Here is a 23,749-nt window from a genome sequence, read left to right on the forward strand (position 1 = left end):
AAGTGGATTTGCCACGCTGCGTCTGTAGGCCGAAGCAGGTTTCAAGGAGGACGTTCAAAGCGGCGTCTCTTGTCCAACCTTCCCCGAAAGCTCACAAGCCACCACTTGCGGCACCACGCGGATACCGACACGCCGATTGGCCCTTCGCCCAGCTTCGGTGTCGTCTCCAGCTATGGGCTGACCGGCGGCGACGCCCTGGACGGCTAGGCAACCGGCGGGGATTTTGCCCACGTGCTGCATCCAGTCCCGCACTGCAACAGCACGGGCGTTTGAGAGTTGCAGGTTCTGTTCCGATGAACCTGTCCCGTCGGTATGGCCTGAAATGACGATCAACCCGTCTGGCTGGGCCTTGATATCCACCAAGGCCTTGACCAAGGTATCGGTCGAACCAGGCTTGAGCTGCGAACTGCCGACATCGAACAGCGACAGGCTGTCCAACTGCACCGGAGCGGGCAAGACCAACGCTGACCTCGCGCTCATCCGCCATCCGACAACCCCTGCGACGAGAGCGAAGACGAACGCCGCGCCGCACAGCCATGGCGAAAAGTGCCCCTTACGATGGGTCATGTCCGGCGGGGGCAGGACCACAATGGGTATCGCCAATGCCGGCTCTGTCATTCCCATGGGAAGCAGTGCCGCTTCGATACGTTGATCGCATCGTTCCAAACGTTGGATCAGCTGGTTGACCTGCTGGCGCAGAGACTGGAGAGCCGGCAGCGGCGTGGATGCGTAGCTTGCCAGCCGCTCAGTCAGGCAGCCCAACGCACCATCGAGCTCAAGCAACGCGCGCTGATCGTTGGTCGTCAGCGCCAGGCCACGCAGCAGCGTTTGCAGCTGTGCGAACAACCACCCCAACGTATCCAGGCGCACCCGCACCGACGGCGGCCACAGGCTGGGCCATTGACCGCTGAGCGTCTTCAACAATCGAACGCCTTGGACCATGCCGTCCAAACCGTGACGCTGGCTTCGAGCCAGCGCATAGAAGCTGACGGTTTGCAGCTCCGCACCGTTGAGTTGCAGCAGCACAAGGCATAACTGCTCGACTTTTTGCCAATCCACGTCTGGGCAGGCGCCATGGCCCAATCTGGCCAACTCGTCGCGCAAAGCGACGAACTCAGCATAGCCGCGCGGATCGCCACCGATTCGAACATGCACTTCAAACAACGCGCTCATCGCGCTTGCCTTGCGTTATCCGTTCCCGTTGCCGCCACATGGTTCTGTCGCTTCAGGTGACGCATCAGGACTTTGCCCTCCGCTCCCAACGTGGTACCGAAAGTAACCCGGCGCCCTCCTTTCAACTGCACGTCCAGGGCGCACTCCAAATGCCCCGGCAGTAATTGCGGCAGTAGCTCGATGGCGAGCGCCGTCAATCGCGGTTCGTATTTGAGTAGGGTATGGGTCATGGCCTTTATCAACGTATGGGCGGTAGCCGGTAGCCCCTGCAAAATGGTTCCCATGTCGGGAAGTCCATAATCTGGTAAATGGCTGACGCTGCCGGCCCGGCTATTGAGGATGCGTTGCAGGTTGTCCAGGACCGACAGCGTGTGCTGGTCCTGCTCGCTGACGCGATGCAAATCCAGTTCACCATTGAAGTTTTGCAGCAGCATTTCATAGAGCGAAGGGTTGGGCTCGGTCATGGATCAGTCCTTCGCCAACGGGCGCAACGTCAGTTGGTTGGCCCCCATCTCGATGAGCCGTGCCCGATCCGGGTCCAGGTCTTCGCGCCTCAGCACCAGGCGCCAGGAGCCTAACGCGGCGTCTGGACTTCGAAACAAGCCCACCAGCGCCACTACCCGCGTGCGGGGGTCCATGGGCACGCTCAACAGGGCCCCTGCCCCGGGTTTCACCACCACGGCGCGTTTGTCCAGCAATGCACCTTCGAACAGGTTGTCGTCTGTGTTCACCAGCCCGTCGTAGGTGGCCTGCTCCAACGCGGTACTGTCGCGTAACTGGTAAACCCGCACCAAGGTGGGCAGCGATAAGGCGTTCATGTCCGCGGTTTCGGTGTTGAGCGCGGTTCGTGCGTTGAAATCCAGGTGCAAGGTCTTGACCTGTTTACGGAACATCGTCCCGGTGGTGAACCCCGTGCTCGGCTCGACGGTCTGCGCCGCTCCACACCCGCCAAGCGCAGCGACCAGCACCGTGAGTGCCAACCGGTTAATAAAGGTATGTGACATGTTGTGTTTCCCTGATCCGTGGGTTGGTCGAAAGGCCCTGGTAGCGGCCCATATTGATCGTGAGGGTGTCCTGTTCTCGCGGCTGCCAGGTGTCTGAACCCAAGCCCAGCACACCGGTCATTCCCAGTCGTATCTGCCGATGCCCCAGTATCGGAGTTGGCAGGCTGCTTACCGCGATGGTCAATTGCAGCGTCGCGGTGCAGCGCCATCCCAGGTACACCCGCAGGAGTACAAGCAGGTCGCGGTGAAGCGCTCCGCCGGGCAACCAGTCATTGGCCTCCTGCGCGTCGTCGGTGGACAGCACCAAGTGCAGCTGGCTGTTGACGTCTTGCCCGACATTGCCCAGCGGCGTGCCCTTGGACAAGCGTACCGGGCAAGACGGACACAGGCTGGCCGGTTGCGGCAAGGGAATCTTCTGCGGCCGGTGCGGGGTTATCCGTGCCTGGGTATGGACGGCCAGCAGCTTGACGAGCGCCTCGATGCCTTCGGCGTTGCGGGTAGGCAGGCGCATGACGCTGAGCAACGCGAGGAAACGGGAGACTGGGGTAGCGACGCGTTCCGCTGTTCCGGGAATGCCCAGCCCGATCAAACCGAACAGGCACTGCGATGTCCCATCGCTGCCGCCCGCTGCAAACGTCGCTGGATAAGAGTACTTGCGCCAGATCCGATAGAACTGAGTGAAAATCCGGTGATTGAAAATGTCGAGGAAAGCTTCCAGGGCCTCATGCCCCTCCCGGCGTTGAGCGATGTCATCCACAAACCCCGTCGGCATTGGCGAATCTAGGCCGTACAAACCCATCAGACGGGTGCGCACCGTAGCCGGACGTTGCGGGTTGTTCGTGTCGATTTCGATCGCCTTCAGCTCACCGGCGGGAAACCCCATGCCGGGATCGGGTCGAAAGCGCACGGGATCGTCTGCCGGATGCGCGGTGCTGCCAAGCAGAGGACGGCCGGGCAGCGCTTGTTCCAACAGTTGGCAGAAACGATACAGGCTGGCCTCGGCCACCCGCCCTCGCAACGCGTCCAGCAAACCGTCGGCGTTCAACCGGGAATGCGCTGGCTGTGGTTCTCGTTCCATCGCAGGCACGCTCCGGTAGGTTGAAGAATCAGCGTGAGCTGGGTGAACAAATGAATGTCGGCGTAGAGCGCAAAAAAGCGGTTGAGCATTTCACCGAACAGACTGATATCGCCGTCCCCCGAAAAGCCGTGGGCATCCAAGGTGATTTCAATATCCACCCCGCGCAGCAAAAAGCCATTTTCAAAACGTTGGACCAGGTGATGGTTCACCTCGACAATCGCCGCCAGGCGACGCCGGTTCTGCTCGCTGCCGGTCCAGTCATACAACGCCAACGTCCCGCGCAACACCTCTGCGCTGTCGAGCATCGGCAAGAAATTGGAGCCCAGGTGGCTCAGGATGCGCCAGTGGAAACGGTCGCGGTTTGGCGGATAGCACGGCAACGTCGGCGCACACAGGTTGCGCACCCGCAGGCCGAACTGGGTGGTTTGCACCGCTGTATCGAGCACCGTGCTCTGCAGCGCTTTGCGTGGCAGCTGGCCGTGGGTGCCGATCAGGTGTAACGACAGGCTGGCGTGGGTATGCAGCCGATCCTCGTCGAAGCCTTCTCCGCCCAGGATCAACCAGGTGTCATACAGCCCATTGGCGGCCCGCTTCAGGCGGCTATGGAAATAACGTTCCGGCGCCTCATCACGCAGCATGCCGCCTTTATGGCGAAAACTGGTGAACGGCACGTAGTCCATGCGCTCGGCGCCTTTGGATGCGGTCACCTGGTCCACCGAATAGATTTCCAGATGGCCATCCTGCAAGCGCATCGGACGCAGCAAGTAATCGGTTTGCAAGGGGTCCAGCGCCAACGGGTCGGCCTCCAGTACGAACAAGTTGATCACCGGCACCGAGTGCAGACGAATATGTTCACGGTTCAGGTCGAAGTTCTGCGGCCAGGGCTTGGACAGCACCACTTCGAGCTCGAACCAGGGCGCGCCGGACTCAAGCGGCAGTTGCTCAAGGCCACAGAGGGTGACGAACATGAATTTTTCACGAAACGTGAAGTACTCAAGCAGCAGTTGATAGCCGCTGAAAGCGCTGTCGCCCTTGGGCCACAGGCGATCCTCGTCGCCAAAGCCCTTGGGGGTGAAATACCCGTCCACCGGCTTGCGATCCGACTGTCCTGGCAAGCGCACATACATTGCCTGCCTGTTCAAGGTCAGGGCTTGGTGCAGTGCGCTGGCCAGTGGCGCATCGGCATTCAAGTACAGCGGCAAGCGGCTCAGGTCGATTTGTGACCAAGGGACGGACGCGCTTCGGACAAAACGCAAACGCAGCAGCGAGCGGCCATCCGGTTCGTGGTCGCGCGCCACGACTGTCAACGCCAGCGGCTGTAACGTCACGTCTTGCGTGGTGGTGTAGCGACAGCAGGTGTGCTGCGGCCCGATGGGGCGCGACAGGATCTCGAACCCTCTGGGGATTCGTTCGCTGCGCTTTATCAAGGCAAGATCCGGCGCCAGCTCGATAATCGACAGGGACGGTATGGTCCGCAAGTAATGCGGCCACAGCAGGCTGACCAAGCCTTCGGTGAGCTCCGGCAGATCATCGTCGAGCTTCTCCCGCAAGCGCCCCATCAAGAATGCAAAGCCCTCGAACAAACGTTCTACGTAAGGGTCTTGCGCCCCCGGCTTGTCGAGATTGAGATATGCCGCCCGGTCCGGGAACGCCTCAGCGAATTCCTTACCGGCCTCGCGCAAATAACGCATCTCGGCGTCGAAATATCGCAATGTCAGATTTTCCATGTCCATAAAAGTCCTGAAATGAGTGTCAGCCGCAAAGCACAGCGGCACGTACCGGATCGATGGCCACCAGCGCCGCCAACAAAGGTTCCATGCGTCGGGCCAGGGCAGGTTTGTCCGTGTCGTTGCGTTGGGCCTTGACCCGCAGCAACCTGAGCAGGCGAGCCTTGACCTCGAAATACAACTCGGGCTCCCACACGCACAGGTCATGGTGCTGTGAAGCGGTGTCCAGTTCCCCCAGCAGATGGATGGCCAGCTCACTTCTGCCGAACTGTTCGGCCACCCTCGCCATCAGCAGGCGCAGCAGCCATCGTTGGCGTGCGCAAACAATGTCCGGGCGCGCCGCCAGCCAAGCCAGCGCTTGCTCGACCCCTTCTTTGTCGGCCTGCGCCAGGGCTTCGGTTTCCCACGACAAGATGTCGGCATCGCCGATGACCGGTGCCGACGATGGCGCGACCAACCCTTGCTCCGGGCGGTCTGCGCTGGCTTGCTGGGCAATCCACTCACGTGTGGTCTCATCGGCGAAAGGCGTGCCGTCGCGCCAGCGCAGCAGCTCCAACCCCGGCAACCGATCCAAAAACATGCCCAGGTCACGTTGGACGACATCAGCCCAGCACACCTGCGGCGCCGGTTGCTGACTCAGTGCCTGATACACATACCACTGCAAATCCAACCAGAAATGGTTCACGCCTTCGGCATAGATTCGTTCCGCGTGATCGAGCAACTGGGTCCAGCCCTGCTGCAAGTACAAACGCTTGAGCTGCGCCCGATAGTCAGCCTTGGGCGGCGTCAGCCGGGTGTTGCCATCGGCGTCCTCGGGCGGCGCCTCTTGCACCGTGTCCCAGCGCAGGCTCTTCATCACGCGGTGGGCCGCCAGCCAACCCTGAGGTTGATCACGCAGATAACCAGCCAAGGCCCGGCCGTGGTCCAACAGATCCCGACCGGACTTGATCGCGATAGCAGCCGAAGCCCCGGCCTGGGCTTGCGATTCCTGGCTGGCGGTACTCTGCGGGACCAGCGCCTCCATGCCTTCGGACCGAGCCAATCGGGCGGATAGCGCGGCATACAGGGCCCCCAGGCAAGGACGCTGATCGTCAGGCCATGCCGTCAGGCCCTGCTCCAGCCAGGCCAATGCCGCGGCGGTGCGCTCGGCTTCGGTTTTCACCACCTCCGGATACCGCCACAGCGTATCGAGCAGCTTTTCGCCGGCCAGCCACTGCAACGCCATCTTGCGGCTGTTCGGTCGCACGGGCAGTACCGTATCGGTGAACCGCTCCACCAGCGCCGCCAACAGGCTCAAGCCGTCGGCCAGCCCGGCTTCGCCGTCCCTGCACAAGCGAGCCCACACGTAGTAGGTGGCGACGCGTAAATCCTTACATTTGCGGGTCAGTAGCTTTTCACCCAGTTGGGCCACTCGTTCAGCATCGGCGCCGGACAGCTTGCCAACCTCTTCGCGCATGCATTGAAAATCATCGTCATAGCCAGGGTCGTGCCCAACGGGTGCCGCTTCGCTGATGGGCTGCAGCCAGGGTTGCCAGCGTTCGGCCTGTTCACGGGCGATGGCCAAGGCGTCGCGCTTGCCCAGGCAATGGGTGATCAGGTTTTGCAGGCTCATCGGAGCACCTCATTGCGCGCCAGAGGCACCGCTGGCCCGCCCTCAGCCAAAAATATCCGCCCCGGCAACGTAAACCCTCGCAACTTCAGAAGCGCCATCGGCCCGGCATCCAGTTCGGTGCGCAGGTGCCACGTCAGGCCCAGACCATCGGGCGCCTTGAGCACCATGCGGTAGCGGCTGTCGCCATCGTCCAGCGCGGTGAACGTGGCCTGTTCCAGCAAGCGGATCAGCCCCCAGGCGCCGGCGTAGTCGGCGAACAACCGTTCGCCGGTGTGGACGCTGGTCCACGTCAGGCTGACGCCGGGGTAGTCGCTGCGTCCTGGCCAGCCGAAGCGCTGCCAGCGCTCCTTCTGGTTGAAGTAGTGGTGTTTCTCTCCGTTGAGGATGAAGGTGGTTTGCACCACATCGCGCACGCCTTTGCCGCTCAGTTCAAAACTCAAGCCCAGGCCGCCGTCGGTGTAGAGCACGTCGGCCAGATCGCTCAGTTGATTGACCGCCTCCAGGAATTGGGGATTGACGCGCAAACCGCGACCGTGGCGGGGATCGGCCACCCAGCGGTTGCCTTCCTTGCGCAACACGCCGCTCAACTGGCTGTGGAGAAAACGCTCGATGCGCCCCGTGTCGGCGCGGATCATTTGCCCCAGCATCGGCAACGAAGCGTCGCTGGCCGTCGCGGCGAAGGGATAACGCCCGGTAAAGGCCGCGTTCCAATGCTCGACGATCGAACGCCGCCATTGGCTGTTGAGGCCCGCCGCTGACGGTTGCAGCACTCGCTGCCAGGCCTGTTCCAGCGGTTGCACGAACAGCGTTTCGCCCACGCCGGCCCATTGCGCACCGAGGCTGGCGGCCATCAGACGGCCATAGGACTGGGTATCGGTGAGGTCGATGCCCCGGCCCTGGAACACCGTCTGCGCCAGGGCCTGGGTCATTTCCATGGGGTCGCTGGCCGTGTTGATCTGTTGCAGTTTCAGGCGCACGCGGGTCACTTGGGTGAGGTAGGCCTGGAGGCTCAAATGGTCAGCGCCACCCTTGCCCAGCAAGGCCAACAACGGGCCGAACGTCGGATCCAGCGGGCCGCTCGGCAGGTCGGCCAGCGGGTCTATGGGCGGGGCCTTGTCCGGGCCGATGAGCTTGTGCGCGGACCTCATCAGCGAGTCGCCCAGGGCCGGGACGCGGGTGCCCGCTTGCCCTTGATAGGCCAGGGTATTGATCAACGCGAGCAACGGCGATTGGCGCACGTCGCTCATCAGCGTCAACTGGTCGATGACCTGATCCAGGCTTTTGGGTTGATTGCCCCGCAGGCTGTTGAGAAACACCAGCCAGGCGCCCGCGTAGTCCTTGAAATAACGTTCGGTCAGGCGCGCCTTGAGCTCGCCGGGCGTCAAGCGCACATCGATGTCACCGGGGCGATCACTGAGCACCCAATCGATTTCTTCGCGGCGCGCCTGGGTGATGTCATCGATGGCCTGGCGCACCTGGCCCTCCCAGGCCTGGCGCGTGAACACTCCCGGCACGCTGGCCTTGCTGGAAAACAACCCGGCGGCTTCGGTGTCGCCCACCATCTGTTGCAGGCCCAGGGCTGGATAGTGCGGGGTGGCGTCGTCCAGCACCCGTTGATACAGGCTGGCCTCGGCGTTGCGTTGGCCCAATTGGTCGAGCAGCACCTGGCGCACCTGCGCCACCAACCGCGGGTCGGCCTCGATGCGCCAGTCCGGGTGCGCGGCCAGTTGCTCGGCGTAGAACTGCCACAGGTTCGGTGCGAGGGTCTGCCAGAGCCCTGGCGAAATTCCGTCACGCGTGGGTTCGGCGTGGCCCAGGGTCTTGACCAACAGGGGCGCCTCGGCTTTGTCCGGGCGCGCCATCATCAGGTAAGCCTTGAGCTGATCGTAGGCCATACGCGTGCGCTCAACGCGCTCGGGGCTGCCCGGCGCCAGCTTGACCAGCGCCTCCAGTTGCCCGCGCAACCTCGCCGCCGCCGGGTCGCGCACCAGGCGGTTATTGGCCTCGACATACCGGGGCCACAACAGTTCGAGCAAGGCTTCATTGCGGTTCAAGCCAAAGCGCTGGTACCACGGCGCACCGGACACGACACGGTGATCCAGGCGAGCCAGCACGTGGACGAGCGCTTCGAGCGCCAACAGTTGCTCCTCTTGGGTGGATGACTGTTGCAACGCCGTCGACAAGGCCTGCGCCTCGACGATCTGCGCCCGATTGCTCACAAAGGACAGCGCCATCCCCGCGCCCCACACCAGCGCCAGGCCCATGAACAGCCCATAGACGACTCGCGGCGCGCCCCACCCCAACCGCGCGCCGACGGCCTTGTCGCGCTGCACGCCGTGCCACGCCGGGTCCGGCCACCAGAAATGCTCGCCGTCAGCGCTTTGCGTCACGCGCAGTGGCAGGCTGAACCACAACCCTCGCAGCATCACCCCCGGGTTGAACCCACTCAACGACGGCGCCAGCGCCTGCCGCCAACGGGCAATGCCCTCGGCCTGCAAATCCCGGGACAGGCGCAGCAGGAAATCGTGGTGCATCCGCTTCTTGATCTTCATCTGGGCAAAGCCCTGGCAACGCAACGGCTCGACCAGATCCTCCAGGCACGCCTCCAGCAGCGACGGCGTCACCTTGGCCGGCAACAGACAACCCACCGGCTGGCTCTCGCGCCCGTCCTGGGACCAGCCGCTCTCGCACACCTGCCACAAGTGCAACGGCAACCGTCGGCGTAGCCGCCGAGCCAGCCCCTGCAACTGCCGCATGCCCTTGGCCAGCGCCACCGCATCGGTGCTTTGCGGTTTGTCCAGCGCCCAGACCACCCCGTCCAGCGCCCGCCAACGGCGTAGGGTGAGCCATGGGTTCAACAGCGGGGTTTGCAATTCTTCCTGGACGCTGCCGCCCCATAGCAGCACGGTGCGTTCGCCTTCGAGCCATTTCTTTTTCGCCAGCTCCGGGGCGATGGCGGCGATCTGGGTGGGCTCGCCGACGATGAGCAGCAGACGGACCTTGTGGCGCCAGAGGGGGCCGTATTGGAAGTGGAGGTTTTCGCGTAGCTCTGCGCCCAGTATCGATTCAGGCGTCCTGGCCTGAGGTCGTGATGAGGTCACCTGGGTGCTACGCACCAGAACTCTGATCCCGTTCTGCATGATTTGCCACATCAATATCGCCATCGCGAACAACAATGCCCAGCAAAAAAATGCCTTGAGCAGCAGGTCCGACAGCACAACGCGGTCGACGGGTTGCCCAGTCCATAACCACCACCCCCCGCCTGCCAAGGCAACAAACACGGCCAAGATCAACGCCAACAGAAGCGCCGTAAGCCAGGAAGAGATTTTTTGAGGTTCATCTGTTTGAGTCATGGGGTTTCACAATTCCGAGGGCCAAGGTGTAATGGGAATCGCAAGCCAGCCAGGCACAGGGCTCACCGTGTTGCTCGGCGTGCCAGGCGGCAAGGGTCTGCGCGACCATGGCCTCCAGATTCGCCAGCGTGCCGAAATTGTGGTCTTGCACGTTTTGCTTGGTGTTCCAGCCAATGGCAGACAGGTCGACTATGTCGGGCTGGAAGAACGACACACACACTTTGGCGGGCGCCTGCAGTTCGCTTTGTTGGACGGCTCGTTCGGCCACCTTTACCACCGACTCTTGATCGGTGGACCATTCTCCCCGCAACAAACCGATGCCTTGCTCAGGGCCCAGCAGCCAAAGCAGCGCCGCCTCGCCGGCCGGTAAGCGGCTGTCTTTTTGTGGTGACGAGGATTGGCAACCGCCGCAGAGAATGCGCGCATCCGAAGGGGCGCTCTGCAGCTGGTCGATGATTGCGTCCAGGCTGCGAATGCCCTGCCAGGGCTCAGGTCGCTCCGGCAGTTCAACCTGGGGACAGGATTCGGCCATTTGCTCGACGAACGCCGCCCAGGACTCGACGGAACCCTGCCAATAGCAACGCACCGGCTGCAAGACGATGGGCTCGGTTTGTTGCTCACACCATTGCAGGGCGAGCAAAACGGCCAATTGCCGCTCGCGCTCGGTAAGGTCGTCACCGAATACCTGAAGCAGACGAAGCGCCAGGCCTTCGGGCGTTTCTTGCGGTATGGGCGCAGGTTGATCCGGGTTGAGCAGATTCTGCCTGTGTTCCTGGGTCAGGCAGGCGGGCCCGAGCAAGACAGTGTCCACCAACGCGGCTTTTTGCCGATGATGCGCCCACCAGGTTCGCTGGATCCGTTGCGCCGCCTCGGCATAACAACGAGCGTTGTGTCGGTTGAATCGGTAGCGCAACACACGCAACAGCAGCACCAGCAACCATGCCAGCAACGTCGTGATCGCGCCGACAACCATCAAGCGCGGCTCTACGACCCCATCCAGGAGCGCGCTGGCGCCGCCCAACAAAATCAGCAGCCCCGCGACTCCGGCTATCCAGCGCCTGTATCCGGGCGCCCGTGACGCAGGGTAAGGCGCGAACTCCGGCGCCGGGATCATGAGGCCACCAGCGTATCAGGCCCGGAGCTGACCAACGTGCAATTGCAGCCGCAGCGGTGACCATCCAGCGCCACGGGGCACCCGTCGACTTCCATCAGGTCACTGCCCTCGGCAATCTCGGTACGGCCGTGCAGGTTGCAGCGCACCGCATCCCCCTGACAGGCAATGGACAGGCCGTCGCATAGGTAGTGGCCCCCCAATACCTCGCCTCCGTATTCCTTGAGGGTGTCGCCTTGGCGAATGATGGCTTTCATAATTTCAACTCCTTGTAATGAATGGGGTCAGGACTGCGGGCACGACGTAGGCACCGGCAGGTTGAGCGGGATCTTGATCGGGTATTCGGGACTGCCATAGGCGTAGCAGGACGTGGTGACCTGGATGTCGTCGCAGGGCAGGAAGTGCACGGTCAGGCCGCAGACTGTTTGGTTGGTGTAGTCGGGGATGGGGACTTGCTTGGTGTGCCGCCTCTTTTGCGCGACGATCTTGTCGAGCCAGGCGTCGTATTTGGCTTCATCAGCAAGACCTGGATTGTCATAGGAGTAAGCGACACCCGTCTCCCAATCGATCCGCACCGTAATACCCTGCTGCCAACGCGACGGCGCGACGTAACAACATCCGCCCCCGCCACCCTGGTAAGGCCCGATAACGTCAATCCCCGAACGCCCATCCACACTGAATCGGTTGATCGCCCAGTGAGTGTGATTGATGGCTTCGAGCGTACTGGCAGAGACGTTGAACGCGAGCACCGCGCCCAACAAACCACACCAGGCTAGCAATAGCGCATGCCACGGGCTGGGCCTGAGCATCGGAGCGTTGCCTCTTGAAGGGTGGCGAAGCAAAGGTTCAGCTCGGCGCATCGTTCGTCTCCCTGGCCTTTGCATAAAAATCCTTCCAAAGCTCATCGATGTCCTTCTGCACCTGGGCCAGGCGTTCAACATCCATGTGTAGCGGCACCGGGTCGCTGGTTGACTTTGGCTGTCTTTGGGCCCACTGGCCTTGGGCGTTTTCGCTGTAGAGCGCCAGCGCCCGGCTGTCGCTCTCGCCGAAGAACACCATGCGGTCTCGCAAGAAGCTGCCCCAAGGTTCGCGCCCAAGCTTGTAGAGGAACCAGGCGCGGGAGTCGTGCACGTGGTCGTCGAATAACGCACGCAACAACCCTTCGGGTTGTTCGGCATTGCGGCTTTCGTCGACGTTGCCGCGAAAGGTTTCGTTCTGATGGTTTATCTGGGACCGAGGGGGTGGAAACAATTGGCTGACCAACTTCTGGCCGGCCGCTTTCATTCGTTCACGCTCGGCACGGATCTGGGTGGCAACCCAGAACGGCTCTGGGCCGGCAACCAGACCAAGCGCCAGCAGGGCCAACGGATCCTGGCGACCCTCGCTCCGGTAAACCTCAGCGAACTCTTCGGCCGCTTCGCGCAGCTGGGTTTTCGCCATGTCCGCGTCGAAATCCTTTACGCCGGGTTTCAGTGTTTTTTTCGGGACACGGCCTATACGTTCGGCGACCATCTGCAGTTTGCGATGCCTTTCGATCGCTTGTTGTTCTGCATCACGCTTGTGTTCGGCAGCTTCACGGACAGTCTTGTCGGCTTCGGTATCGCTTGCCTGTTGGTAGAAGCCTGTCTGTTTAAGGCTGGCAAAGGCGTAGCGGTCGATGCGCCAGGCGGTGATCCAGTCCAGTTGCGTGCGTAGGGCTTCTTCCAGGCTGAGGGTGGTCGGTAAGGGTTGGTAGCTTTCGATCTGTTCGATGGGCAACGGTTGCGTTACCGCTGGCAGGTCCAAGGTGACTTGGCGCCAGGCGTTAAAACGCTCGATCAGGATCAAAGACACACCGAACTCTACCTCTAGTTCTGTTTCCATCGTTCGCCAGTGTTCATGGCGCAACACTGTCGGCACCGCTAAAGGAGGAACCTTCAAAGGTGCGCCATGGGCAAACGCATCGGCATACAGATCATTCAGTGCGATTTGTGAAAGCAGCATACGATCGTCCCTACCGACCGCCTTCCCCTGATCCCCTGGCGGATACCCCCCACCCTGATCCGAATGTACCCCCGGATAGATCACCTCCTGGCTATTAGCCGGGTACTCCCCGTTTTCACGGCGAATCGATTCCAATGGAAAACACAACCGCTGCTCATGGCTTGCCACCAAATGCAGGCAACGCTTCACCAATCCGCTCTCCGGCAGGTGCTGGTTACCATCGGCCCAGCTCATGTGCCCCTGGGCGCCTGGAATAATGTCGGCGATACCCACAGAGGCCACGGTGTCCAGCAGACCCAGATATTCCACGCTCAGGGGCACCCGTATATCCGCCATCGGCAGCGTCAGCGCCAAGTCGGACAACAATCGATCCAGCCAACTTACAAAACCCCGGGCCGCCGTCGCTCCGCGGGAAAAACCGTAGACATACAGCTTCAATCCCAGCAACTTGACCTGGCCGGGCTGCGGCTGCGTCAGGGCCAGTTGCAGGGGCTTGGCCAACGCCTGCAACTGTTTGCGAAACTCGCGGCTGCGATTGGCGTGGCCGGTCCCCCAACCCAGGCCGAGCGCCGTGCCCATGGCCTTGACCGCCACCTGCAGCGCGGCATTGTCCAGGCGTGGTTGGTTCAAGGTGCGGCGCAGGGCATCGATGAGCATCATCAACCCCCAGTTGATCCGCTCTTCACCGTACCAGGCGGTGGCCAAGCCCGATTCGCTGTAATCAAGGTCTCCGACTTCCGGGAAAGGTGTGCCCACGCCGGGCATGTAGTACTTGAAATACTGGCCATTGCCATTACCCGGCGCATCGACCAGGCGCTCGGCCTTGTCGCTGTGGGCGGTACCGCCGGCATGGCCGGCGCCAATGCTGGCGCGAAACAGCCGGGCGATATTGGTCGGGTGCGGTGTCGAGGACTCGTACAGGTCGTTGTTCAGGTTATTGCCGGTGCCGTCGAAAAACAGGCTGATGTGCACGGTCTTGCAGCATGGAGGCATCACTCTGCGCCCAGCGGCGACGCACAGGGAGTCGTGATAGTCATGCTCCAGAGCGCATTGGCGATTGAGGTTCTGGTAAACCAGCCCGACATCTCTGGGTAAGCGGCCCTGGACCGGGAATGCCGGCGGATACCAGACCGGGGTGTGCTTCAGCTCGGACATGAGGTGGGCTCCGGTAAGTTGAGGGGGGTCTTGATCGGGTATTCGGGACTGCCATAGGCGTAGCAGGACGTGGTGACCTGGATGTCGTCGCAGGGCAGGAAGTGCACGGTCAGGCCGCAGACTCTTTGGTTCGTATAATCTGGGACCTCTACCATCTTGCTATGCTGCTGCTTTTGCGCTTTTAGCTTTTGTTTCCAGGCTAGGTACTTAGGCCAGTCCGCATAGCCAGGATTGTCATAGGAGTAAGCGACACCCGTCTCCCAATCGATCCGCACCGTAATACCCTGCTGCCAACGCGACGGCGCGACGTAACAACATCCGCCCCCGCCGCCCTGGTAAGGCCCGATAACGTCAATCCCCGAACGCCCATCCACACTGAATCGGTTGATCGCCCAATGAGTGTGATTGATCGCTTCCAAGGTGCTCGCCACCCCACTTGAAGTGATTGAAATGGCGGTCAAACCTGCGGCAATCCCAACGACGCGTCTGGCTATCAAACACGTGGCCATAAAGTCACTTCCCTCTGTTAACAGCCAACTTACAAAACCCCGGGCCGCCGTCGCTCCGCGGGAAAAACCGTAGACATACAGCTTCAATCCCAGCAACGTGACCTGGCCGGGCTGCAACAGGCTGATGTGCACGGTCTTGCAGCATGGAGGCATCACTCTGCGCCCAGCGGCGACGCACAGGGAGTCGTGATAGTCATGCTCCAGAGCGCATTGGCGATTGAGGTTCTGGTAAACCAGCCCGACATCTCTGGGTAAGCGGCCCTGGACCGGGAATGCCGGCGGATACCAGATCGGGGCGTGCTTCAGCTCGGACATGAGGTGGGCTCCGGTAAGTTGAGCGGGGTCTTGATCGGGTATTCGGGACTGCCATAGGCGTAGCAGGACGTGGTGACCTGGATGTCGTCGCAGGGCAGGAAGTGCACGGTCAGGCCGCAGACTTTTTGGCCGGTGTAGTCTGGGACGGGCACCTGTTTGCGGTGCTGCCGCGTTTGCGCGCTTATTTGCTTCTCCCAAGCCAAATATCTAGGCCAGTCGGCATACCCAGGAAACCCATCGGGGTAAGCCACACCTGCCTCCCATTCAACCCGCACCGTCATTCCCTGCTGCCAACGCGACGGCGCGACGTAACAACATCCGCCCCCGCCACCCTGGTAAGGCCCGATAACGTCAATCCCCGAACGCCCATCCACACTGAATCGGTTGATCGCCCAATGAGTGTGATTGATCGCTTCCAAGGTGTTCGCCACCCCACTTGAAGTGATTGAAATGGCGGTCAAACCTGCGGCAATCCCAACGACGCGTCTGGCTATCAAACACGTGGGCATAAAGTCACTTCCCTCTGTTAAATGCTGTCGATTCGGGCGCGAGCAATCGTTTGAGAACGAACGCTTCCCGCTCGGGCCCCAGAAGCAATCCCGCTTCGGTGGCGTCGAGCATCGCCGCGTAACACTGGTGAAAAAATTGTTCATTCCCATATGTCGCTGGGCGTGCAGCAAGCAGCTTGCTCATTGCCAACGTCGCATCACTTGCGCAACCAAGAACTTCCAACTGGCTGTCGCTAAGGTCCAAGGGGCGAAAATCTTCCGAGCCCAAGGGTTCGCCAGGAGCGCCAGGCAAGTGGCCGGGAACGCCGTCACGATCAAGCCAGCTCCAGAACACTGCGGGACGAAGTAGCAGTTGCTGTTGTGCAGGCTCCAATACGTGGCTGAACAGCAGCGGAAACAGACGCGGGTCGTAATAGCGCAGCAGCCCCGTACAGCCGCCGTTGGACACTTCCAAGCAGCGACCGAGGTGTTCGGCCAATGCTGGGAACAGCCAAGGCGAGGCCAACACCATCAATTGCGAACGATCGCGTACCTCGTGCATCAGGCAGCCAAGCCACTGCCGTTGCAGTGGCTGCGTCAGGTCGATACGCAGCAACAACGGCGCCAGTTCGCTAGCGCCTTCCTCGGGCAGACCGGTGAACAGCGAACGCCATTGCAACGGCGGCTCGACGCTCAATACGCTGGGCAATAACGGGGCGTTGCTGCCAGCCTGATCCACAACTACATCGAGATGGTACAAGCCGCTCCTGGCACCAGAGGCCTCTAGCAAGTCAAGCCAGACATGGCGTTGCATTGAAGTCATATCGATGCCCCCCTGGGCATGAAGCCCTGGGCGGCTGCCCTAGCCCTTTTCAAACATTCTTTGCACACCGAACCGGGTAACTCAGGCAGCGGAAACGTCTCGCCACCGGGGCGGTCGAGTCTGTGCTTCCCTTTGATACTGACTAGGCCAGGACTATGAATCTGGATTTCGCCTTCGGCTGTAATCCGAATGAACCCACCCCCACACGCCAGGGTGAGGCCATTCTTCGCCGTCACCTGCACATGCCCCTGCACCGACTGCACGGTGATGTCCTGCTGGGCTTTCATGCCCAGCCCATCGCCGTGGGATTCGATGTCCAGGGGACCTTTGCCGGAGACCAGGCGCAGGCCTTCCTGTTGGGCCAGCAGCGAGATACCCTGGTTGGCGTGGGCCGACAGCCGCTTGGCGGCGGCGAGGTTGATTTCGTTGTGGCTTTGCAGGTACAGCGCGTCGCCGCTCTTGAGCAGCAGGCTGGCCGGGGTGACGGCGCCGATGCCCTGGGGGGCGCTGAGCAGGATGGCGGCGGCCGAAAGGTCTTTTGCATCGGCCTGGAGTTGTTCCAAGCCGCGCAGGTCGGGTTTGCGGCTGTGGTGGGCCTGGGCGATGTCCTGCCATTCGGCCATCTGCTGTCTGGCACCTTCGACCTGGGCGGTGGCCGGGTCCATGGTGAGGACGTCGCCCTTGGCCTGGGTTTGCTCATCAGCACTGATAAACACCCCCTTGCCCGCACGAAGGGCGCCATGTCCATCGGTGCGCAACTCAAACCCTTCCCCCCGCTTCGTCTGCTCGGCATCCACCAGATGCCCCAGGTTCAACTGGCTCTTGCCGCTGTGCTCGGTGCTGAGCTTGATGTGCTCCTGCCCGCGGGTGTCGTCCATGCGTAGTTTGTTGTTGGTCGGAGTGCGCAGCACGTTGCGGCGCTCGTTGCGGGCGGTGACGGGGTCCGGGTGCCGGTCGTCGTGCAGGGCGTGGGCGATGTAGGGGCGGTCGGGGTCGCCGTGCTCGAAGGCCACCGCCACTTCGGTGCCGGCCTGCAGCGGGAAATGCAGGCCGTGGGTGTCGCCGCCGTAGGGTCGGGCCAGGCGCAGCCAGGCGCTTTCGCGGCCGGCTTGCCAGGTGTCGCGGTCGAACAGGAAGCGCACCTTGTAGCGGCCCTCGAAGTCGAGGTCAGCGTACGGCGGGTTGACTTCCGGGTGACTGACGCGGGCGGGAATGGTGCCGCTGATGCGCGGCTTGGGCGGCAGCGGTGGGCGAAAGCACACGGTTTCTGAGTAAGGAATCGCTTGGAAAGTGGCGATGAAGCTGCGGTCCCGAGCCGCTTCGGTGCGCAGGCTGACGATCACCGCGCCGAACTCGAAGGCCTGGGGCGCGCCGCCGGTGATTTCGAGCATCTGGGCCGGGGCCAGGGTGGCGCTGCTGGTGGTGCCGCTGAGGCGGGTCTGGTCATTGAGGTAGAGTTCATGGCGCAGGCGCGCGTAGAAAAAACCACTTTCGCTTTGCAGGTCCTCGTCCAGGGCGTAGCGCTCGCCCAGCACCGTGTAGGGTTCGCCGTAGTGATAGGCCTCGCCGTAGGTGCCCTTGGCGCGGCGGGTATGGTCGACCTCGCCGTCGAGGAACGCGTAGGCCTCGCGATGGTGGTAGGCGCGAAAGTTGATGTTTTTTTCCACCACCTGGTGGGCGGTTTGCAGGTGCCAGACCGCGTCCTGCTCGTTGGCGCACAAGCCGGACGGCGGGCGACACGGCAACTTGACGCCGCGCTGGTAGTGCCGCTGGTCGTCGTGAAACTCCACCACGTCGATGCTCAGGCGGTCATCGCTGACGACCCGGTACCAGATGCCGACATCAGCCAGCAGGCGCTCGATGAAGGCCAGATCGCTTTCGTCGTATTGCATGACCTGTTCACGCCGGGGGTAGTCGCGCACCACATTGAAATAGAAATGCTGGCCCCGGAAATCATGGCGCGTGCGCAGGATGTGTTCGACGATCTGCGGCACCGACTGGTGCTGGTAGATCCGAAACTGCTTGCCCCGCGCCAGTAGCGCGAAACGCGGTTGCAACGTGATCTCGTAGCGGGCTTCGTCGTTGGAGCCGGACAGGCGCTTGAACGCCGTGATCGCGCCATTGAACGTGCGCAGCGGCTTGATCTCCGGCGGCGCGAAGCCCTTGGGCGTCGGCGGTGGCGGCAGCGGGTAAAGACTGAAGTAGGCATCCCGGTTGAGCAGGTCGGTGGCCACCAGGTCGCGCTCGGTGCAGGTGAATTCGATGCGGTAGTGGTAGGGCCGGCTCAGGTGCTCCTCGCCGGTGAAGGCCAGGACGTCGAGATGGGCTGTGAGGTCGCAGACGCTCAGGGTGTGGCGGCTGTGGTCGAAGAAGGTGGCCATGTTCATCGCGCAGGCTCCATGGCGACGGTGCCGGTCCCGGCCGTGTCCGCGACATCGATGAAACGCAGGGTGATGCCCTCCTCCTGGCAATAACCCAGGCGCACCCCGTTTGTTCTTATCTGCGCGGCCCGGCGTTGCAACAACTGTTGGCTCAGCACGGGCAAAATCTGTTCGTTGAGCAGGCTATCGATGTTGCGCGCCCCGGTATCGGGCAGCAGGCAAGCGGCAACCATCGCTTCGCCGAGGGCATCGTCGAACTCGCAATCCAGGCCATAGTGGCGCCGCAAACGGTGGGCAACCTGGCCCAGCTTGATCGCAACGATGGATTGCAGCGCACCGACTTGCAGCGGGCGATAGATGAGGGTCTGGAAACGCGCCAGCAAGGCCGGCTGAAAGTGTTCGCGCAGGATCGGTCGCAGGCATTCATGCAACGTGCCGTCCGGCGCGTCGGGTTGAACGTGAAGGCAGGCCTGCAACGCGTCGCTGCCCAGGTTGGAGGTCATCAGAATGACGGTGTTGCGAAAATCGACCTCTCGCCCTTCTCCATCACGCATGAAGCCACGATCGAACACTTGGTAGAACAGGTTCAGGACGTCGCGATGGGCTTTTTCCACCTCGTCGAGCAGCACGACGCTGTAGGGCCGTTGACGCACGGCTTCGGTCAGCACACCACCTTGTCCGTAACCGACGTAACCGGGCGGCGAACCTTTGAGCTGGCTGACAGTGTGGGCTTCCTGATACTCGGAAAGGTTGAGGGTGACGAGCGCCTTTTCGCCGCCGAACAGGGCGTCGGCCAAGGCCCGGGCGGTTTCGGTCTTGCCTACCCCGCTGGTGCCCACCAGCAGGAAAACGCCCAGGGGGCCTTTGTCATCGGCGAGCCCGGTCTTGGCGGCACGCAGGCGCTGAGCCAACGCTTCGAGGGCTGGGGCCTGGCCGACGACGCGCTCCGCCAATTGTTGTTCAAGCTCCAGCAGGTGCGCTTGTTCATCTTTGAGCAAACTGCCCAGGGGCACCCCAGTCCAATCGGCGATCACCTCAGCTACGCTGCGGGCGTCGACATCCAGGGATAACATCGGCTGATTGCCTTGGATCGCATCCAGTTCCTGTTGCAACTGGACACAGTCCACCCAGCGCGGCGGCTCTGCCTCGCGAGCATCGAGTAATTGTTGAGAGAGATCGAGCACCTGCCTGTATCGGCTCAGCAGCTCGATTCGGCCGCGTTCCAATTCGGCATGTTGCGCAGCGATCTGCCCGAGGCGTTCGGTGTCGACGCGACTGCCCAGGCCCTGGTCGGCTTCCAGTGCCTGTCGCTCCAGTTCCAGGGCAGCCTGCCGCGCCTTGACGTGGACCAACGCCTGGGGTTCGCAATCGACACTCATGCGCACCCTTGCACAGGCCGTGTCCAATAGGTCGACGGCCTTGTCCGGCAATTGACGGCCCGTGAGGTAGCGCCGCGACAGGATGACGGCCGCCTGCACCGCCGCATCCTGGATGTGGACGCCGTGGTGGCTCGCGTAGCGGGCCTTGAGGCCGCGCAACATGAGGCAGGCATTGGCATCGTCCGGTTCGTCGACCTTGACCTGCTGGAAGCGACGCTCCAATGCCGCATCCCGCTCGAAGTATTGCTTGTATTCGCCCCAGGTGGTCGCGGCGATGGTGCGCAATTCGCCACGGGCCAGGGCGGGTTTGAGCAGGTTTGCCGCGTCGGCGCCCCCCGCCTGGTTGCCGGCGCCGATCAGCGTATGGGCTTCGTCGATGAACAGCAGGATCGGCGTTTCGGACTGCTGCACCGCGTCGATGACGCTTTTGAGGCGGTGTTCGAACTCGCCCTTGACCCCGGCACCGGCTTGCAGCAACCCCAAATCCAGCGCGCGCACGCAGACGGACTTCAGGCTGTCGGGCACGTCGCCTTGGGCGATGCGCAGGGCGAGGCCTTCGACCAGCGCGGTTTTGCCCACGCCCGGCTCACCGACCAGGATCGGGTTGTTCTTGCGCCGGCGACTGAGTATGTCAATGACCTGACGTATCTCATCGTCGCGACCGAACACCGGATCAATTTGCCCTTCCCCAGCCCGGGCGGTCAGGTCCTGGGTGAATCTGTCCAGCAGTAGCGTGCGTGCATCAGGCTTGGCGTCTCCGTTCAAGGCGGCGATGGGATCGCTTATCGCAACAGGCTCCTGCCCTTGGGGACGCTCTTCGGAGACTTGATCCAGCAAAGCAAACAGGCGTTGCAGTTGGAGCTCGCCGAGGCTGAGCAACGGCCAGGCCGCTTCGCAAACCAGCAGCCCGGGGTCGTCCATCAGCGCACCCAGCAGATGGGCGGAGCGCAGCCGGTCGTTGTCGTCATCCAGCGAGGCCCGCAGCCAGGCATGCTTGATCAGTTTTTGCAACGGTTCAGACAGCTGTGGCTTGGCCTGTACGCTGCGCGGCAGGTTATCGACGTGGTTGAGCAGGCCGCACCAAAGCGCCTCCAGGTCCAGTTCGTGACGACGGGCGATGACGGTCAGGTCGCCCTCGCCCTGCCCCAGCAACTTGAGCAACCAGTGCTCGATTGTGATGTGGGCATGGGCGCGGCTCTGACACATTGAGGCCGCGTCGCTCAGGGCCTGGGCGCAGTAGGGATTCAAACGACGAAGCAGACGCGAGGGGCTTTGTGCCATGGGGAGCATCCTTGTTCGGGTTCCGGGACAGGTCGGGTAAACTGGGGAAACAGATGTTCTTGGCTGAGCGCCCGCGAACGGACGCTCAACCCAGCACACCGGCAATCGGCGGCGCCGCAGTGGCCTTTGGGCTTATTCGCCTCAGGCGCTTTGGCGTTCGCTCCAGGAATCGGAATGAATGATGTTGCCGTCCTTGTAGGTCCAGGTGACCTTCTCGTAGCGCAACTCAATCTGTTCCAGGTGGTTATGCTTCTCTTTGGTCGGGTCTTTGATGTCGTGCATTTTTGGCGCGACCTTCACCACCTTGACGTTCTCCAGCTTGGTGATGAAGTACTCGACCTCCTGCCCGGCATCATCGATGCGGTACCACTTGAATTCGGCGCTCTTGAGCGTCTGCCCGGTGGTAACGGCCTTGTAGAGGTAGGGACTGGAGGCGTCGATTTCCTTTGAAAACAGGAACGGCGTATGAACCCGCGCGCCGGTCAGCTTGCCGGTGTTGTTATCGGTCGGGATGTACAGGCTGTGATCCTGAGCAACCACTTCGATGCTGCCCTCGCGCTTTTGTACATCCACGGAACCTTTGATTTGCGCGCCGCCGTCATCTTGCAGCCAGAGGTAAACGGGAATTGCCATGTGAAGCTCCTTTTCAAGATTGAATGTCGCTGAATGCGACTGGGGGTTGACTGTCCGACCCTGTCGTGGGGAACGCACAAGCGCCCACTTCAGGTACCAGACGGATATCGACTCGGCGGTTGGCCGCACGCCCCGCCTCGGTGTCATTGCTGGCGATCGGCTGGCTTGCGCCAAACCCTTGCACGGCGAAACACGTGTCGGGCATGCCGCCCACGTGCAGCATCCATTCATGCACGGCGGCGGCACGGGCTCGGGACAGCTTGAGGTTGTGCGCGGCTTCGCCGGTGGCATCGGTGTGCCCGGCAATCACGATCAGCCAGCCGGATCGTGCCTTGATGCCGACCAACGCTTTGACCAGTACCTTGGTTGAACCCGGCTTGAGCCGCGCGCTGCCCGGGCTGAACAGGGACAGGCTGTCTAGCCTCACGGGTTCGGACGCTTGCGCAGGCATTGGCCCGGACGACGTCAGACGACTGGAAAGCGCCGCCCTCAATGGCTCGCGCAAAAGGTCACCGCGATATAGCCCCATGCCCAGCGCCAGGGGTTCACCCTGTCGGTGGTAGGTCTGCAGCCGATGCGCGGTCTCACGGAGGTTGACCTCGGCTTGCTGGCGCCAGCGAGATGTTGGTTGTTCCTGAGGTTCCATCTCAAGGAGCGGCGCATAGCGGCGCAGGTCATCAGCGACCTGGCGCACCAACAAGTTGTTCTGCCATGCGGAACTGACCAGGGCGATCCCGCCGGCCAGGGCATACATCCACACGGCGATGATGGCGGCACGCTGCATCGAGGTACGTTGGGCCCGCAGTGGAATCAGGTTAAGCAGAGGATCCGGAAACGGCAGCACCGCTTGCATCTCCCCTGTCCTGGTGTCGACCAGCGCCACTTTGCTACGTAGCCGCTGCTCCCAGAGATTCCCCTCCACGGTTTGCGGTATTGCCGGCACCAACTTTATCGACCAGCACACCGCCGAGCCTCGCCCGTCACCGCGTGAATTGAAATGCGGCAGCACCTCCTCGTGCAGCCACGCCACCGCATTGTTCAGCTGCACACCCGCATGCAACCGTGTCGCCCGCAGCGCCGAACGGGTGGGCTGTTGCAGCCAGTCAGCCAGATCGACACAGGCTCCGGCATCATGAACACGAGGATTATTGGGAGGACCATCCACCCAGCAGAACCATGGGTCCACGCGCTGAGGTGCGCGGACATAACTCACCAGCATCATTGGCATGGACGCCCCCTGCCTGCCTGCCAGCGCGGCTTGGTGACGAAACGCTCGTATCCGCCCCGCCAGTTCAGCTTCATTCCGGTGTGCCGCAGGGTTGATGACGAACATCACGCTGAGCTGAGCACCCCACCCCGGACGCAAGGCCAGCAGGCTCTCGGTCACGTTCGGCAACTGCTCGACACTCGGCACCCGTACATAGCAACCTTGATGGGTGACGCGTAGCGCCCATCGCTCGGCGGGGACGGTGCCGAACAGGCCATCCAGGGCGTCGCCGCAGACCAGGACCACCGGTTGACGAAACGACGAGGGTGGCATGGCCACATCGGCGGCGAACTCTACCGACTGGCGCAATCGAGCCGCACGATGATTGGCCATCGCCCAAACCACCGTCGCAACGCCGATCATGACCAACACCGCGATCACGCGTATCCGGGTGTCGAGCGGGAGGATGAACAGCAATATCACGCCAAGCATCCCGGCCCATGCCCAAAGGACTCGTTTCAATGGAATCGTCATAGG

Annotated in this window: 18 protein-coding genes; all 18 read right to left on the minus strand. The window is 62.2% G+C overall.

Annotated elements, in window-relative coordinates; all coding sequences use genetic code 11:
• Positions 1-54: 54 nt before the first annotated feature.
• Positions 55-1,173 carry an OmpA family protein gene (locus tag J3P76_RS13200; protein ID WP_434700822.1) on the minus strand — a complete coding sequence of 373 codons (1,119 nt, stop codon included), beginning with the start codon at positions 1,171-1,173 and terminating at the stop codon, positions 55-57.
• Entirely contained in the window at positions 1,170-1,637 is a 468-nt protein-coding gene (tssE, locus tag J3P76_RS13205; protein WP_434700823.1) for a type VI secretion system baseplate subunit TssE, read from the minus strand. The genes J3P76_RS13200 and tssE overlap by 4 nt, the downstream gene beginning before the upstream one ends.
• Positions 1,638-1,640: 3 nt before the next feature.
• Positions 1,641-2,177, minus strand: coding sequence for a type VI secretion system lipoprotein TssJ (tssJ, locus tag J3P76_RS13210; protein WP_434700824.1), 537 nt, complete (start codon positions 2,175-2,177; stop codon positions 1,641-1,643).
• Entirely contained in the window at positions 2,158-3,255 is a 1,098-nt protein-coding gene (gene tssG / locus J3P76_RS13215; RefSeq protein WP_434611345.1) for a type VI secretion system baseplate subunit TssG, read from the minus strand. The genes tssJ and tssG overlap by 20 nt, the downstream gene beginning before the upstream one ends.
• On the minus strand, positions 3,219-4,988 hold the full coding sequence (tssF, locus tag J3P76_RS13220; protein ID WP_434611343.1) for a type VI secretion system baseplate subunit TssF: 1,770 nt from the start codon (positions 4,986-4,988) through the stop codon (positions 3,219-3,221). Before tssF ends, tssG begins: the two co-directional genes overlap by 37 nt.
• A 19-nt stretch (positions 4,989-5,007) precedes the next feature.
• A complete protein-coding gene (gene tssA, locus J3P76_RS13225; protein ID WP_434700825.1) occupies positions 5,008-6,594 on the minus strand; it encodes a type VI secretion system protein TssA in 1,587 nt (528 codons plus the stop codon).
• On the minus strand, positions 6,591-9,896 hold the full coding sequence (locus tag J3P76_RS13230) for an ImcF-related family protein (RefSeq protein ID WP_434702039.1): 3,306 nt from the start codon (positions 9,894-9,896) through the stop codon (positions 6,591-6,593). Before J3P76_RS13230 ends, tssA begins: the two co-directional genes overlap by 4 nt.
• Before the next feature lie 34 nt (positions 9,897-9,930).
• Complete coding sequence (locus J3P76_RS13235) at positions 9,931-11,061, minus strand: hypothetical protein (protein WP_434700826.1); 1,131 nt, start codon at positions 11,059-11,061, stop codon at positions 9,931-9,933.
• Positions 11,058-11,315 (minus strand): PAAR domain-containing protein, encoded by a 258-nt coding sequence (locus tag J3P76_RS13240; protein ID WP_420767927.1) that lies wholly within the window; start codon positions 11,313-11,315, stop codon positions 11,058-11,060. Before J3P76_RS13240 ends, J3P76_RS13235 begins: the two co-directional genes overlap by 4 nt.
• Positions 11,316-11,342: 27 nt before the next feature.
• Positions 11,343-11,867 (minus strand): DUF3304 domain-containing protein, encoded by a 525-nt coding sequence (locus J3P76_RS13245; RefSeq protein ID WP_434700827.1) that lies wholly within the window; start codon positions 11,865-11,867, stop codon positions 11,343-11,345.
• Positions 11,868-11,904: 37 nt separating this feature from the next.
• Positions 11,905-14,196, minus strand: a complete 2,292-nt coding sequence (locus J3P76_RS13250) for a T6SS phospholipase effector Tle1-like catalytic domain-containing protein (RefSeq protein WP_434700828.1) — start codon at positions 14,194-14,196, stop codon at positions 11,905-11,907.
• On the minus strand, positions 14,184-14,705 hold the full coding sequence (locus tag J3P76_RS13255) for a DUF3304 domain-containing protein (protein ID WP_420767934.1): 522 nt from the start codon (positions 14,703-14,705) through the stop codon (positions 14,184-14,186). The genes J3P76_RS13250 and J3P76_RS13255 overlap by 13 nt, the downstream gene beginning before the upstream one ends.
• Positions 14,706-15,007: 302 nt before the next feature.
• Entirely contained in the window at positions 15,008-15,529 is a 522-nt protein-coding gene (locus tag J3P76_RS13260) for a DUF3304 domain-containing protein (RefSeq protein WP_434700829.1), read from the minus strand.
• 4 nt (positions 15,530-15,533) lie between these two features.
• A complete protein-coding gene (locus J3P76_RS13265) occupies positions 15,534-16,268 on the minus strand; it encodes a DUF4123 domain-containing protein (protein ID WP_434700830.1) in 735 nt (244 codons plus the stop codon).
• A 59-nt stretch (positions 16,269-16,327) separates the two neighbouring features.
• On the minus strand, positions 16,328-18,718 hold the full coding sequence (locus J3P76_RS13270; protein ID WP_434700831.1) for a type VI secretion system Vgr family protein: 2,391 nt from the start codon (positions 18,716-18,718) through the stop codon (positions 16,328-16,330).
• Positions 18,715-21,372: a type VI secretion system ATPase TssH gene (tssH, locus tag J3P76_RS13275; protein WP_434700832.1), complete on the minus strand. Its 2,658-nt coding sequence runs from the start codon at positions 21,370-21,372 to the stop codon at positions 18,715-18,717. The genes J3P76_RS13270 and tssH overlap by 4 nt, the downstream gene beginning before the upstream one ends.
• Positions 21,373-21,513: 141 nt before the next feature.
• Positions 21,514-22,005 (minus strand): Hcp family type VI secretion system effector, encoded by a 492-nt coding sequence (locus J3P76_RS13280; protein WP_420234474.1) that lies wholly within the window; start codon positions 22,003-22,005, stop codon positions 21,514-21,516.
• A gap of 13 nt (positions 22,006-22,018) precedes the next feature.
• Positions 22,019-23,746 carry an OmpA family protein gene (locus J3P76_RS13285; protein ID WP_434700833.1) on the minus strand — a complete coding sequence of 576 codons (1,728 nt, stop codon included), beginning with the start codon at positions 23,744-23,746 and terminating at the stop codon, positions 22,019-22,021.
• Between the last annotated feature and the right edge of the window lie 3 nt (positions 23,747-23,749).

This window comes from Pseudomonas sp. D1-36 (genome assembly GCF_051132205.1).
In the GTDB taxonomy this organism is placed as follows: domain Bacteria; phylum Pseudomonadota; class Gammaproteobacteria; order Pseudomonadales; family Pseudomonadaceae; genus Aquipseudomonas.